General features: G+C 51.6%; 9 protein-coding genes. 6 read left to right on the top strand and 3 right to left on the bottom strand.

Annotation, left to right across the window (positions count from 1 at the left end; all coding sequences use genetic code 11):
• The first annotated feature begins 4 nt into the window (after positions 1 to 4).
• Positions 5 to 3,814 (top strand): PVC-type heme-binding CxxCH protein, encoded by a 3,810-nt coding sequence (locus B157_RS0132590; protein ID WP_020607489.1) that lies wholly within the window; start codon positions 5 to 7, stop codon positions 3,812 to 3,814.
• Positions 3,815 to 3,908: 94 nt separating this feature from the next.
• Here the strand turns inward: B157_RS0132590 and B157_RS0132585 are convergent, their stop codons facing one another.
• Entirely contained in the window at positions 3,909 to 4,814 is a 906-nt protein-coding gene (locus tag B157_RS0132585; RefSeq protein ID WP_026309112.1) for a sensor histidine kinase, read from the bottom strand.
• 153 nt (positions 4,815 to 4,967) lie between these two features.
• Here B157_RS0132585 and B157_RS38720 point away from each other — a divergent pair, with 153 nt between their 5' ends.
• Positions 4,968 to 5,501 (top strand): hypothetical protein, encoded by a 534-nt coding sequence (locus B157_RS38720; RefSeq protein ID WP_157618672.1) that lies wholly within the window; start codon positions 4,968 to 4,970, stop codon positions 5,499 to 5,501.
• A 45-nt stretch (positions 5,502 to 5,546) separates the two neighbouring features.
• On the opposite strand, the gene B157_RS0132575 is transcribed toward B157_RS38720, so the two are convergent.
• On the bottom strand, positions 5,547 to 6,077 hold the full coding sequence (locus B157_RS0132575) for an RNA methyltransferase (RefSeq protein ID WP_020607486.1): 531 nt from the start codon (positions 6,075 to 6,077) through the stop codon (positions 5,547 to 5,549).
• A gap of 115 nt (positions 6,078 to 6,192) precedes the next feature.
• Between B157_RS0132575 and B157_RS0132570 the strand changes: the two genes are divergently transcribed.
• Both B157_RS0132570 and mutS read left to right on the top strand, forming a co-directional pair.
• Positions 6,193 to 7,656 (top strand): carotenoid oxygenase family protein, encoded by a 1,464-nt coding sequence (locus tag B157_RS0132570; RefSeq protein ID WP_157618671.1) that lies wholly within the window; start codon positions 6,193 to 6,195, stop codon positions 7,654 to 7,656.
• 72 nt (positions 7,657 to 7,728) lie between these two features.
• The gene (gene mutS / locus B157_RS0132565) at positions 7,729 to 10,374 is read left to right on the top strand and encodes a DNA mismatch repair protein MutS (RefSeq protein WP_020607484.1); all 2,646 of its coding nucleotides are present in this window, start codon (positions 7,729 to 7,731) and stop codon (positions 10,372 to 10,374) included.
• A gap of 12 nt (positions 10,375 to 10,386) precedes the next feature.
• Here mutS and B157_RS0132560 read toward each other — a convergent pair whose 3' ends face one another.
• Positions 10,387 to 11,205 carry a M23 family metallopeptidase gene (locus B157_RS0132560; protein WP_020607483.1) on the bottom strand — a complete coding sequence of 273 codons (819 nt, stop codon included), beginning with the start codon at positions 11,203 to 11,205 and terminating at the stop codon, positions 10,387 to 10,389.
• Positions 11,206 to 11,467: 262 nt separating this feature from the next.
• Between B157_RS0132560 and B157_RS0132555 the strand changes: the two genes are divergently transcribed.
• Both B157_RS0132555 and B157_RS0132550 read left to right on the top strand, forming a co-directional pair.
• A complete protein-coding gene (locus tag B157_RS0132555; RefSeq protein ID WP_018620078.1) occupies positions 11,468 to 11,659 on the top strand; it encodes a cold-shock protein in 192 nt (63 codons plus the stop codon).
• Positions 11,660 to 11,763: 104 nt separating this feature from the next.
• Positions 11,764 to 13,923, top strand: a complete 2,160-nt coding sequence (locus tag B157_RS0132550; RefSeq protein ID WP_020607482.1) for a Tex family protein — start codon at positions 11,764 to 11,766, stop codon at positions 13,921 to 13,923.
• The last annotated feature ends 53 nt before the right edge of the window (positions 13,924 to 13,976 follow it).

The following is a 13,976-nucleotide window of genomic DNA, read 5'->3' as shown; positions in this document are numbered from 1 at the left end:
TATTATGAAAAAACTACTTACCGCGTTTGGATTGGTTGTGGTGCTCACTCAGTGCGCCCGCCAGTCGACAACCCAAACGGCCATCCGTCAGGATGTATCCAATACCAGCCGACCCCGCCGGACGGAGATTCTGTTTCTGGGCGACAACGGCCACCACAAGCCCATTGAGCGGGTGCCGGAAATCATGGCGGCTCTGGGGGTTAAGGGTATCAACTTTACCTATACCGATAAGCTGGAAGACCTCAATACCGAAAACCTGAACAAGTATGATGGTTTGCTGATCTATGCTAACTGGGATAGCATTGGCAAGCCGCAGGAAAAGGCGTTGCTCGATTACGTATCGTCGGGGCACGGCATCATTCCGGTGCATTGCGCATCGTTCTGCTTCCGTAACTCTCCGGAGTACGTCGATAAGGTAGTGGGTGGTCAGTTTTGGCGGCATCGGATGGACACCATCCAAACCCGCTTTACGCAGCCTGCTAATCCAATCGTAGCAGGTCTGCCCTCGTTCAAAGCCTACGATGAAACGTACTTGCACAGCCATTTACAGGCAGATAATAATGTGCTGGCCGTTCGCGAAATTAAAGCCGACCAGGAAAAAGACATGGCAGCGGCCAACCGACCCGGCATCAAAGAGGAACCGTACACCTGGACCCGGCAGTACGGCAAAGGCCGCGTGTTTTATACGGCCTACGGGCACGATGAGCGCACGTGGTTGCAGCCTGGTTTTCAGCAACTGCTGGAGCGTGGTATTATGTGGGCTGTGGGCGATAATGTAAAAAAACTGCATGACGACCTGAACCCGCAGCCATTCGCGTATCAGGAAGCTCCTCTGCTTCCTAACTACGAAAAGCGGCCTGGTCCCCAGATGGAGCAGAAACCATTATCGCCGGAGGAGTCTATGAAGCACATTCAGGTGCCGGTTGATTTCACGCTCGATTTGTTTGCGCATGAGCCAAACGTGATGCACCCCATTGCCATGGCCTGGGATGAGCGCGGACGACTCTACGCCTTAGTGACGAAAGATTACCCCAACGAGCGCAAACCCGAAGGTGGGTCTGATTATATCGTTATTTGCGAAGACACGGATAAAGATGGGAAGGCCGACAAGTTTACCAACTTCGCCGAAGGACTGAGCATTCCTACCGGCATGGCCTTTGGTAATGGGGGGTTGTACGTATCGCAGGCGCCCCACATGCTGTTTTTGCAGGATACCAACGGTGACGATAAGGCCGATGTGAAGAAAGTTGTTTTCACCGGTTTCGGTACGTTCGATACCCACGCCGGCCCGAGCAACCTGCATTATGGTTTCGACAACTGGATTTGGGGCAGTGTTGGCTATTCTGGTTTCAAGGGGAAAATTGGTCAGGACAGCGTAAAATTCAGCCAGGGCTTTTTCCGGTTCAAACCGGATGGCTCCCAACTCGAATACGTAACGGGAACGTCCAACAACACATGGGGTTTAGGCTTTACCGAAAAGGGAGATATTTTTGGTTCGACGGCCAACAACTCGCACGGCTGGTACATGGCCATTCCAAACCGGTACTTTAACGGGGCACCCCACATCCGGGAAAATGGCAGCCGCAGTACGGATACCCACAAAGACATGAAACCCATCACCGAAAAAGTGCGGCAGGTGGACGTATTTGGGGGGTTTACGGCGGCAGCCGGGCATAACTTCTACACCGCCCGCGCTTTCCCGAAAAAATACTGGAACCAGATTGCGTTCGTGTCGGAGCCAACGGGCCACATTGTACACCAGAACGTGATGCAGAAGAGCGGAACCGATTTTTCGGATGCCGTTGGGTTTAACCTGATGGCTGGTGCCGATGAGTGGTTCGCGCCCGTGTTTGCCGAAGTAGGCCCGGATGGAGCCGTTTGGGTAGTTGACTGGTATAGCTACATTATTCAGCACAACCCAACACCGAAAGGAGCTACAAATGGTTCGGGAAATGCTTACGAAACGCCCCTGCGCGATTTCACACATGGCCGTATTTACCGCGTGGGCTACAAAGGAGCACCCAGCTATACGCCTATGGCCCTGAGTAAAGATCGTCCGGAAGAGTTAGTGGCCGCGCTGAAAAACACGAATATGTTCTGGCGTATGACTGCCCAGCGGTTGCTTATCGAACGAAATAACAAAGACGTAGTGCCGCAACTGATTGCCCTGGTCAATGACCAGTCGCTGGATGAGATTGGTAACAACCCGGCCGCTATCCACGCGCTGTGGATATTGAATGGGTTAAACGTATTGGATGGCTCCGACCAGAATGCGTCAATGGCCGTAAATCAGGCATTGAAACATCCGGCATCGGCCGTTCGTAAAACGGCGATACAGGTGATGCCGACTAATAGCGAAGTATCCGGTACGTTGCTGAAAGCGGACATGCTGAACGATAAAGAACCGCTGGTGGTGCTGAATACCATACTGGCCTTATCAAAATTACCATCGAATCCCGCAGCCGATGCCGCAGTGCTGGCCCGTCTTACTACAACAGCCGGAGCGAAGGAAGTAAATGACCGGTGGTTACCCGATGCCTTTGCCAGTATGCTGACGAGCCAGAACGGACGATTGTTGAAAACATACGTAAACCAACTGGCCGTGAATGCACCGGCGAAGGCGAGTCAGGATATGTCAGCGCACAATCATGCGGATATGGCTAAGACATCAGCACCTGTCATGACAGCTTCTACGGCCTCTACCCCTTCTATGGGTAACTTGCCTGACCTGATTGTGGGGGCTGTTCGTACAACACCTAATTCTCCGGCGGTTCGGGAACGGGCGCAGATTTTCGTCGACGTGACTAACGTGGGCGGTGCTGCGATTCCGGCAGGAACACCCATTCCGATGTCGGTGCGGGTTGAAGGACCGAAGGGAATGGCCGATGCCTCTAAAATCGACTTTATCAGCGTCACGCATGACACGGGTATCAAGCCCGGAGAAACCGTTACGATTACAAAATCGAACAACGGCCCGTGGGTGGGCGATATGGGCGTACTGTTCGAGCAGTCCGGCGATTACATCATATCGGTCATGCTCGACCGGGAGAATAAAATTGCGGAAAGCAACGAGCAGAACAACAATGCTACGCAAACCTTAATTTACCGCGCCCCGCAGAGCCTGAGTGCCTACACGCTGGAACGCGCTACGCGCAGTTACGCATCAGTGGCTCCCATCGACTCGGTGGTTGCCCTGCTTCGGCAAACGCAGAAACTAAGTCCGGCGGAGAGTGAAGCGGTAGTGAAAGGCGTGTCGGAAGGGTGGAACATGAAGCAGAAGGCAACGGTGCCACAGGCCGACAGGTCGTTCCTGGCCAGCCTGAACGGTAGCGTGTCTGCCGATAACCGCGAACGGTTAAACCGCCTGTACGAAGTTTGGGGGCTGACAAAGGAAGAACCTGTTGATCCAAACGTAGAGGTTATCCGATTGAAAACCGTGCGGGAAGAAATGCGCTACGACAAAAAGGAATTTACCGTTACGGCGGGTAAGACCATTGAAATTGTGCTTGAAAACCCCGATGCCATGCAGCATAACCTGGTGGTTGGTAAACCTAAATCGATGGAAATCATCGGAGCAGCTGCCGACAAACTAATTACGGCCAAAGACGGTGCGGACAGGAACTACGTGCCCTCTATTCCCCAGATTATAGCGGCTACGCCTTTGGTGAATCCTGACCAGACGTACCGGCTTAAATTTACAGCTCCCAACACTCCCGGCGACTACCCGTTCGTTTGTACCTTCCCCGGTCACTGGCGGATTATGAACGGCGTGATGAAAGTGGTAAAGGCGGGGCAGGCCATGAATACGAAGTAGCCTTCGGGTTAACACGCAAATGGTAACAACAGAAAAGCCGGATGACTAGCGATAAGCTAATCGTCCGGCTTTTCTGTTGCTGTTTCGTTCTGAATTACTCCTCCTCGTTTACCACCGCTGTTGAAGGAAGGAGGGCAGACGGTGGCACCTGAATCAGAAACTCGCTGCCTTTACCCAATTCGCTTTTCACCCAGATTGTCCATTTGTGCGACTGGATAATGCGCTGTACATAACTTAGTCCTAGCCCAAAGCCTTTCACGCTGGGCTGATTTCGGTCATGCACCCGGAAGAATGGCTGAAAAATGTGCCCCACTATCTTGGGAGCAATGCCAATACCGCGGTCCTGAACGGCAATCGTTAAACCATCGGCAGTGTTCCTGGTATAAATGGTTATTTCCGGTTCGCCGGCACTATACTTGATCGCATTATCGAGCAGGTTGTAGAAAACGTTGGTCAGGTGCAACCGGTCGGCCAGTACGTGCGGGTCACTCCCGGCCAGATTCAATGTAAGGTATGAACCATGTCGTTCAGCTACCGAATGTAGTAACTGGTTCAAATGAATTGGTTCGGTGTTTAGTATCAGCGTGTTTTTGTCCGCACGAGCCAGGGTTAGCATCGTTTCCACCTGTTGCTGTAACCGCTCTGCTTCTTCCCGAATGATGCGTACGTATTTCTCGGTTCGCTGGGGTTGGTTTCGGGCAATAGGAGAATCCAGAATGTCGGCTGCCATGCGGATGGCTGTGATAGGCGACTGGAATTCATGAACAATGGAATGCAGCACGTCGGTTTGCTCAATTGGTTTTTCCCGTCGCAGTAACCACCAGATCAGGTAACCCATCAATATTTGCGACGTTAAAAGAAGGCCGAATAAAGCGAGCCAGTGTAGGGAGGGGGCTGCAATGGATATGGAGGACCAATTGCCGAAAACAAACCCTGCTGCTATCAGAAAGAGCAGTAATGTAAGCCCAAACAATGAATAGGCAACAGAACGAGGTGGCATAAGGCTATCCGTTATGGGTGTGCTAGAAGCCTGAACGAGCGAATGAAAAGCATCCTCCGTTGGGTGTATTTACGTTGTAAATGTCACACGAAATTATCCTAAAAACTAAGAATTGACAACAAAAAAGCCCGCTGTCAACGGGCTTTCTCTTGAATGAGAGCCATAAAAACGGGCTACTGTTTTTCGGCGGGTGTTTCGGTTGCTGGTTTTGGCGTGGCTTCCGGTGTCGCTTTCGCACGGGCAGGTGGGGTAGCCTTTGGGGCCGCTGGTTTTGACGCGGCAGGTTTAGGAGCAAGAGCCGGTTTTTTAGCCGGAGTGGCTGGTTTCGGAGTTGGTGCCGCTGGCGCTTGCTTTACTGCTTTGGCCGCTTTCCTGGCTGTACGAGCCGCATTCTTAGCCGTTTTCTCCGCGTTTTTCTTCGTCTTCGAGGCTTCTTTTTTAACCTTCTTTTCAGAGGCTTTTGCTGGTTTTGCTACTTTCTTTTCATCCTTGTGCACCATTTTAGCTAATTTCTTGGCCAGTTTGTCCGCGGATTTTTCGATGGACTTCTTTATTTTTTTAGAAGCAACACCGATCTCGCTTAATTTCGATTCGAGCGAACTGGCGATTTCCGACGCCAGCGATTTTTGTTTGGTTTTCAGGGCTTTGTTTGCCATATGCTTTGTGAAGAAAAAAATCTACAAATAAATACGAAATTTTTGTGATAATAAAAAGTTCAATGTTAAGTTTTCGTTACCTTTTTTGCAGGAAATCCCAGCAGATAATGCCTGCTGTAACAGAAATATTCAGAGAATGTTTGGTGCCGAACTGCGGAATCTCAATCACTACATCTGCCAGTTGAACCAATTCATCCCGCACCCCTGTAACCTCATTGCCCAGTACGAAAGCATAGGGTCTATTGGCAATCGGTAAAAAATCGGTCAGGGAGGTACTACCTTCTGCCTGCTCAACGGTGGCTACGAGCCACCCGTCCAGCTGTAGTTGTTTGACCAGCGTCAACGCATCCGGTACGTATTCCCAGTGTACCGATTCCGTAGCACCCAGGGCCGTCTTGGTGATGTCGCGGTGGGGAGGTTGCCCCGTAATGCCGCATAAATATAGTTTCTCGGCCCGAAAAGCATCGGCCGTACGAAACACTGAACCCACATTGTTCAGGCTGCGGATATCGTCCAGGATTAAACAGTAAGGAAATTTTTCGGCCGTTTTAAATTCATCGACCGATAGACGATTGAGTTCGTGGAGGGTTAGTTTGCGGGGGGGCATAGGTTGTAAGAAAGGCCAAAGAAACAGGATTTCGGGTATAATTCATGGCGTAATCATCAACTTTCGCCGGTACAGTATGTTATACGGAAACATCAAACTACTCATCCCGTCCGCTATGGCTATCCAACGATATAAAGTACTGCACGATTATGTTCGGGCAAACGAATGCGTATTGGACGAGTACAGCGATGTGGTGCTGGACCTGATTGAGGGAGAACTGCCAACCGATTTGGCGGGTGTTCTATACCGCAATGGTAATGGTCGGTTTGCCCACCAGGGTGTTTGGTACGATCACCTGTTCGATGGCGATGGTATGATTTCCCGTTTTGCCTTCGATGGGAAGCAGGTACGATACCGAAACCGGTACGTGCGGACGTCGGAATTCCTGGAAGAAGAAAAAGCGGGTCGGATGCTATACCGTAGTTTCGGTACCAACCTGCCGGGTGGTATCATCAGAAATGCATTTCGGATGCGGTTTAAGAACGCAGCCAATACGAGCGTGGTCTGGCACGGCGGGCACATGATGGCCCTGTGGGAGGGCGGGTTGCCGCACCGAATCGATCCGGTTACGCTCGAAACCATCGACCGCTACGACTATAACGGGGTACTCAGGAACCAGTTTTCGTGGCTCGATAGCCGCATTATGCCCGAACTGCCATTTTCGGCCCATCCCAAAATTCATCCCGATACGGGCGTGCTGCACAACTTCGGTACGCTGGCCGGTACAAAGCAGCGGCTGATTATGTATGAGGTAAATCCCGATGGTAAAGCCCGCATCGGTCAGGTAATCGAGATGGACGATATGACGTTCTCGCACGATTTCGTGCTGACGCAGAGCGGCCACCGGATTCTGTTCTTGACGCCCGTGGCTTTCGATATGCCCCGTGCGCTACTCGGTCTGACCTCGCCCGCAGCATCCATTAAGGTTGATAGGGCAAAGCCGACGCTGGTGCTGGTTATCGACCCGGATGGGACCATCCACCGATTATCGACCGACTTTTGTTTTGTGTTTCACTTCGTCAACGCCTATCAGGATACCGATGGGAAACTGATCGTTGACGGGTTGATGCTTGATTACTTTCCGGAGTCAGCGTTGATGAAGGCGTATTTGCAGGGGGATGTAGCCGATGATGGGGCCGGGGCGCGGTTTACGCGCTATACCATCGACCCGGAGGCAAAGCAGGTCACGCATGCGCCCCTGGCTGATTATGAAGGTGAACTCCCCGAAATTCACCCCGATCTCCTGGGTAAAGTATACCGCTACGCCTGGGGTATTGGCCGCCCGATTACGCACAACCGTCCCCTGGCCGATCAGATCGTAAAAATCGACGTGCAGACGGGACAGGGTACGCACACCGGCAACGAACACTCGCTGCCGAGCGAACCGATTGTGGTGCCCAGGCCCGGTAGTACGGTTGAAGATGACGCGTGGCTACTGTACCTGCTATTCGATGACCGCACCCAAGCCACCGACCTCGTTGTGGCCGATGCCGCCAGTCTGGCTACCGTGGCCCGGCTGCGGTTACCGCATAACATTCCCCTCGGTTTTCACGGGATGTGGCTGCCGGATGCCGGGTAGCAGTAACGTTGGAAGGGCGGATCTTTCGGCGATTTTTTGTAAATTTGTGTCGATCAGATTACGAAAAATTTAGTGAAAACAGCCGCTCCTGCCAAGTCATCCGCCAAGAAAAATGAAACGCCCCTCAACCGCCAATACAACCAGATAAAGGCCAAATATCCCGGTGCGCTATTGCTCTTTCGCGTGGGGGATTTTTACGAAACCTTCGGTGAGGATGCCGTTCGGGCCAGCAAAATTCTGGGAATTACCCTGACCAAACGAAACAACGGTGGCTCGAACGAAGAACTGGCTGGTTTTCCGCATCACTCGCTTGATACGCACCTGCCCAAACTAGTTCGCGCGGGTGAGCGTGTCGCTATCTGTGACCAACTGGAAGATCCTGCTCTGGCCAAAGGAATCGTGCGAAGGGGCGTTACCGAACTGGTCACGCCCGGCGTTTCCTTCAATGATAACGTACTCGATACCCGGCGCAATAATTACCTGGCAGCCGTACATTTTGGTAAGATAGATGACACGTTCGGGATATCGTTTCTGGATATTTCCACGGGGGAGTTTCTGGCTTCGCAGGGTAATGGGGCCTATATTGACAAACTGCTTCAGAGTTTCAACCCGTCAGAAGTACTGTACTGCAAGCGGAACCGGCAGGAGTTTGGCGCGTTCTTCGGCGATAAGTTTCATACCTATACGCTCGAAGACTGGGCCTTCACCTACGACTTTGGTTATAATTTTCTGAAGCAGCATTTTCAGACTACCTCGCTCAAAGGGTTCGGTATTGAAGGAATGCCCGATGGTATCATCGCAGCCGGTGTCATCCTGCATTACCTCAACGAAACGGAGCACAAAGACCTTCAGCACATTACCCGCGTTACCCGGCTGGAAGAAGACCGGTATGTGTGGCTTGACCGCTTTACTATCCGCAACCTGGAACTGACGGCCGCTCAGCAGGAGGGGGGCGTTCCGCTGATTCAGATTCTGGACCAGACCGTCACCCCGATGGGTGCCCGCTTGTTGCGCAAATGGCTCAACCTGCCCCTGAAAGAGAAAGCCCTGATTGATGAGCGTCTCAATATGGTTGGGCAGTTTGTGGTGGATATCGACTTTGCCGATGCGACGGCGAATCACCTGCGGCAGATCGGTGACCTCGAACGACTGGTGTCTAAAGTAGCTGTTCGGCGGATAAGCCCCCGTGAACTGTTGCAATTGAAACGGTCGCTGCAACACGTTTTACCCATAAAGGAACTCCTCATTACGGCATTAAGCCAGCATGAGTCGGCTTCGCTGAAAAAGTACGCCGACCAGCTGAATCCGGTTTCGTTTCTGGTTGACCGGATTGAGACCGAACTGCGCGAAGACCCGCCAACGCTCTCAAACCAGGGCGGCATGATAAAATCAGGTATTAACGCGGAACTGGATGAGCTGACCGCTATTGCTTATTCGGGCAAAGATTACCTCGTCCAGTTACAGGAGCGCGAAGTGCAGCGAACAGGCATTAGTTCGCTAAAAGTGGCTTATAATAAGGTATTTGGCTATTATCTGGAAGTGACGCACGCCCACAAAAACCGGGTGCCGGAGGACTGGATTCGGAAACAGACACTCGTAAATGCCGAGCGGTATATCACGCCCGAGTTGAAAGAGTACGAAGAGAAAATATTGAACGCCGAGGAGCAGATTTTTCAGATCGAAGCCCGGATGTTTAACGAGATGGTACTGGCGGCCGGCGAATACGTTGGTGCTATTCAACAAAATGCCCGGGTACTGTCGGTTCTGGATGTGCTGGCTTCCTTTGCGCGGGTAGCTGTGAAGAACAAGTACGTGCGTCCGCAAATCAACGAAACCAAAGTGCTGAACATCAAAGATGGTCGGCACGCGGTCATTGAACAGCAACTGCCCCCCGGCGAACCGTACATTCCGAACGATATTTTTCTGGACGACGAAACGCAGCAGATTATTATTATTACCGGGCCCAACATGGCTGGTAAATCGGCGTTGCTACGGCAAACGGCGCTGATTGTGCTGATGGCGCAGGCCGGGAGTTTTGTACCGGCATCGCTGGCTGAAATCGGTATCGTCGATAAGATTTTTACCCGTGTCGGTGCTTCGGATAACCTCTCGCGGGGTGAAAGTACATTTATGGTCGAGATGACCGAAACGGCCAGCATCCTGAATAACCTGAGCGAACGGAGCCTGATTATAATGGATGAAATAGGGCGCGGTACCAGCACCTACGACGGTGTCTCGATTGCCTGGTCCATAACGGAGTACCTGCATAACAAAACCGACTGCCGGCCCAAAACGCTGTTTGCCACGCACTACCACGAATTGAATGACCTGGCTGCCGACAACCCGCGCATTAAAAACTACAACGTGTCGGTCAAAGAACTGGGCAACAAAGTAATCTTTCTGCGTAAACTGAAGGAGGGCGGCTCAGAACACAGCTTTGGGATTCACGTAGCCCAGATGGCTGGTATGCCCGCTCAGATTGTGAACCGGGCCAACGAGATTCTGAAACAACTGGAATCGTCGCACAATCGGGAAAATAATAAAGAGCGAATTAGGGATGCCGTCCCCCCGGAGAGAGAACTGGCGCTACGCATCATCGAATCCGGCGACCCGAAATCGGAAGCCATCAAAGAAAAACTGCGTACAATCGACGTTAACCGGCTGACGCCAATTGAAGCCCTGCTGAAACTGAACGAGCTGCTCAAAATGGCGGAATAGCGCGTTTCCTGGTTATTTTTTTGTCAGTTTAGCGGCCAACAACCACTGGTAGGTATTGAGTGGTGCCGGAAGCCCGTTTGGCTGGATTTGCAGATACATCAGGTGTAAATGCGTAGGAGAGCGTGTCTTATAGGCATTGAAACCTGTTCGTCCCATTTCGGCCAGTTTCTGTCCGGAGGCTACCCACTGACCGGGCCTTACAGTTACCTCGTTATTGTGGGCGTAGTAAAAAAGCCCGTTGAGGATTGGGTCATACACCCAAATCCAGTTGCCCCCCCGGTATTCAGAACCAGGTTTCCAGTCGGTTTCAATGGCCAGTACCAGGCCATTGCTCATCGACAGGATGTCAGCCGGCTTCCCCGTCGCATCGTCAATAATATTCTGGTTACGGTCGGCAATGAAAATATCCTGCGCCGGATGGCTCCCCCTAACGTTATAATCAAATAGATCGAAGCCCCTGCCTCTATACCCTTCACCATGTGTGCCGCCAATGGCGCTGGTTGTGTATCCCCGAATGGGGAATGAAAAATACAAACCCGTTCGGCGGAGGCTATCCTGCTGCAACGAATCCTGACGGTAACTTTCCTGGCTGTGAAACCGGTCCTGCAAACCATGCATGATGTGGCTGAACTGCAGCCGGGCGGAGTCGGGTGTAATCGTCTGCTCTCTAATCCGGATATATAAAATTTGAAACTGCTGGCAGTAAGCGTATAACGTAGGACTTGCATCGTTACTACTAACAACTTGTGATGAAGCTACAGTTAACCCACCAATAAATAACGCTCCTATAATGCCCGCTACTCGCATGAACCAGGTCAGATCAATCTTCACTACGCCAAATTTCGATTAAGTGGCCAAAATTACGCAAACAAGTGAGTGAAATTGTATGGGGCCATAGTTGCTGGTTCTTTGTATCAAAGAAAAAGAAGGTGGTTGGTGGTGAGCACATGCCCGTTGTTCAGCGAAAAATAGGCTTGATTTAGACCAGTAAATGGGATTTTGAAAAATATTCAGTAATTATCGCCTTTATTTCACGTATAGATTTGGAAAATAATATTTTGGTGTCGTTATTCGCCCAAATTTAAAACAAACAATGCAAACAGGAACTGTAAAATTTTTTAATGAAACCAAAGGGTTTGGCTTCATTAAACCTGATGAAGGTGGCGAAGATATTTTTGTACACGCTTCCGGTCTCATCGACCAAATCCGTGAGAACGACAAAGTTAAATTCAATGTCGAGCGCGGTAAGAAAGGCTTAAATGCCGTGAACGTCGAAATAGCTTAATTGTAAGATATAAAGACAACCGTTGTAAAAAACATGCCGTGAGGCATGTTTTTTTTTGCCCTGTCAGTTCGTTGAGCCATTTTTGCGGGTAGAAAAAATCGTTTATGACCCAATTGCCCGAACAAAGGGTGGCTGCCCAGCTTGGCCTCAATGCAAAGTCAGTAGCCGCCACGATCGAATTACTCAACGGCGGAGCAACCGTCCCTTTTATTGCCCGTTACCGCAAAGAAGCTACTGCATCAGCCAACGGTGCCCCGCTTGATGAAGTACAAATCGGCCAGATTAAAGATACGTACCAGAAACTGCTGGACTTCGATAAACGCCGGGAGGCCATCCTTAAGTCCATTGCCGAACAGGATAAACTAACGCCTGAACTGCGCCGGAAGATAGACGACACAAATTCCCTGACTGACCTTGAGGACTTGTATCTGCCTTATAAGCAGAAGCGGAAAACCCGCGCTACAATGGCCATGGAGCGGGGACTGGAACCGCTCGCCAATGTGATTATTGCCCAGCGTGAAACCAGCCTCGAACGAATGGCACAGCTTTACCTGTCGGATACTGTTCTGACGGTGTCCGATGCCCTGCAGGGTGCCCGCGATATTCTGGCTGAACGAATCAGTGAGGATGCCGATGCTCGCCAGCGTATCCGTAACCTGTTCGAGCGGGAAGCTACCGTTCGCTCCACTGTCAAAAAAGGTAAAGAAGCCGAAGGCGCAAAATTCAAAGACTACTTTGATTTCGAAGAACCCCTGAAGCGCGTACCCTCTCACCGCCTGCTGGCGCTGCGCCGGGGAGAGGCCGAAGGATTTTTGAGCGTCAGCATCAGTCCCGGCGAAGAAGCCGCTATTGAGCGGCTCGAACGGCAGTTTATCGCCGAGCGATCCGGCACGCCGGTGTGTAAAGAGCAGATGACTCTGTCCATCCGGGATGGATACAAACGCCTGCTCAAACCCTCGCTCGAAACAGAATTTGCTCAGCATTCGAAGGCAAAGGCAGATACGGAAGCGATCCGGATTTTCGCCGACAACCTGCAACAGTTGCTACTTAGCCCCCCACTCGGTCAGCAGCGGGTTCTGGCCATTGACCCTGGCTACCGGACGGGCTGCAAAACGGTTTGTCTGGATGCACAGGGCAATTTGTTGATGGATACGGTGCTCTATCTGGCGCAATCTGAAGCGCAGCGGCAACAGGCAGCCCTCGCCGTAAACAACCTGGTATCGAAATACAAAATTGATGCTATCGCCATCGGAAACGGCACGGCCGGACGCGAAACAGAAGAGTTTGTCCGGAGTTTAGGCCTGACTAAACCATCGGGAGAGTCGATGCCTACTTACGTGATTAGTGAGCAGGGAGCCTCTATTTATTCGGCGTCGGAGGTAGCCCGCACGGAGTTCCCCGATCGTGATGTTACGGTGCGGGGAGCCGTCAGTATCGGCCGCCGGCTCATGGACCCGCTGGCCGAACTGGTCAAGATAGATCCCAAATCGATTGGGGTCGGTCAGTATCAGCACGATGTTGATCAGGCGAGCCTGAAAACGAGTCTGGATACCGTAGTGGAACGCTGTGTCAATCAGGTAGGCGTGTCGCTCAATACGGCCAGTGCCCATCTATTACGGTACATATCGGGCCTGGGGCCACAGTTAGCGGGGAATATTGTAGACTACCGGGCAGAACATGGTGCGTTCACCTCCCGCGATCAACTTAAAAAAGTGCCCCGGCTTGGGCCGAAAGCGTTTGAGCAGTGCGCTGGATTTTTACGAATCGAAGGGGCTAAAAATCCGCTGGATAACAGTGCCGTTCACCCCGAACGCTACGCCATTGTTGAACAGATGGCGGCTGACACCGGCAGTACGATTCAGGACCTTATCCAGAATCCCGACCTGCGCCAGTCCATCAACCCGAACCGCTACATTAGTGATACGGCAGGCTTACCGACCTTACGCGATATTCTGGCTGAACTCGCCAAACCGGGCCGTGACCCCCGCGAACAGTTATCCGTATTTGACTATGACGCCCGCGTTCGAACCATTGATGATTTGCAGGAAGGAATGATACTGAATGGTGTCGTAACTAACATCACGGCTTTTGGGGCCTTTGTGGATATCGGTGTCAAGCAGGACGGATTGGTTCACGTCTCTCAACTGGCCAATCACTACGTTTCCGATCCCAAAACGGTGGTGAAAGTGTACCAGAAAGTAAAAGTTAAGGTCCTGGAGGTTGACAAGGCCCGGAAACGCATTGCATTATCCATGAAAATTTAATAGGTTGCACTGTTCTTAAGTGCTTTTACGTTACTACAAAAGCACTTATTACC

Source organism: Spirosoma spitsbergense DSM 19989, from assembly GCF_000374085.1.
GTDB classification, from domain to species: Bacteria; Bacteroidota; Bacteroidia; order Cytophagales; family Spirosomataceae; genus Spirosoma; species Spirosoma spitsbergense.
Note: the sequence above shows the minus strand (reverse complement) of the source record. Positions and strands in the feature narration are given on the sequence as shown.